The sequence below is a fragment of the Streptococcus sp. 1621 genome (genome assembly GCF_013276615.1).
GTDB lineage: Bacteria > Bacillota > Bacilli > Lactobacillales > Streptococcaceae > Streptococcus.
Genome location: NZ_VMLJ01000056.1, coordinates 1 through 1,308, shown reverse-complemented (window position 1 = coordinate 1,308; position 1,308 = coordinate 1). Strand labels below are relative to the sequence as shown.

1 protein-coding gene is annotated in these 1,308 nt (G+C 38.3%); it reads left to right on the top strand.

Annotated elements, in window-relative coordinates; genetic code table 11:
• The first annotated feature begins 17 nt into the window (after window positions 1-17).
• Window positions 18-1,274: an ISL3 family transposase gene (locus HT697_RS09960; RefSeq protein ID WP_173263129.1), complete on the top strand. Its 1,257-nt coding sequence runs from the start codon at window positions 18-20 to the stop codon at window positions 1,272-1,274.
• The last annotated feature ends 34 nt before the right edge of the window (window positions 1,275-1,308 follow it).

The window sequence follows — 1,308 nt, the reverse complement described above, 5'->3', positions numbered from 1 at the left end:
TCATTAGAAAGAATCATATGGAACAATTACATTTTATCACAAAATTACTAGACATTAAAGACCCTAATATCCAAATTATGGATGTTGTTAATATGGATACCCACAAAGAAATCATTGCTAAACTAGATTGTGAGGCCCCATCTTGCCCTGAGTGCGGAAGTCAAATGAAGAAATATGATTTTCAAAAACCTTCTAAAATTCCTTATCTTGAAACGACTGGTATGCCTACTAGAATTCTCCTTAGAAAGCGTCGATTCAAGTGCTATCACTGTTCAAAAATGATGGTCGCCGAAACCTCTCTCGTCAAGAAAAATCACCAAATCCCTCGTATTATCAACCAAAAAATTGCGCAAAAATTGATTGAAAAGTCTTCTATGACCGATATTGCTCATCAGCTGGCTATTTCAACTTCAACTGTCATTCGTAAGCTCAATGATTTCCGTTTTAAGTTTGATTTTTCTTACCTCCCTGAGATTATGTCCTGGGACGAGTACGCCTTTACAAAGGGAAAGATGAGCTTTATTGCGCAAGATTTTGACAAGCTCAATATCATCACTGTTCTTGAGGGGAGAACACAAGCTATCATCCGAAATCACTTTCTGCGCTACGATAGAGCCGTTCGTTGTCAGGTGAAAATCATTACTATGGATATGTTTAACCCCTACTATGACTTGGCTAAACAGCTTTTTCCAAACGCTAAAATCGTGTTGGATCGTTTCCATATTGTCCAACACATGAGCCGTGCTATGAGTCGTATGCGTGTCCAAATCATGAATCAGTTTCATCGAAAATCCCATGAATACAAGGCTATCAAACGCTACTGGAAACTCATCCAACAAGATAGTCGGAAACTCAGCTATAAACGTTTTTATCGCCCTACTTTTCGCATGCACTTGACGAATAAAGAAATTCTAGACAAGCTTTTGAGCTATTCAGAAGACTTGAAACATCACTACCATCTCTATCAACTCTTGCTTTTTCACTTTCAGAATAAGGAACCGGATAAATTTTTCGGGCTCATTGAGGACAATCTAAAGCAGGTTCATCCTCTTTTTCAGACTGTCTTTAAAACCTTCCTCAAGGATAAAGAGAAAATTGCCAACGCCCTTCAACTACCCTATTCCAACGCCAAACTGGAAGCCACCAATAATCTCATCAAACTTATCAAGCGCAATGCCTTTGGATTTCGGAACTTTGAAAACTTCAAAAAACGGATTTTTATCGCTCTGAATATCAAAAAAGAAAGGACGAAATTTGTCCTTTCTCGAGCTTAGCTTTTCTTCAACCCACTACAGTTGACAAAGAGCC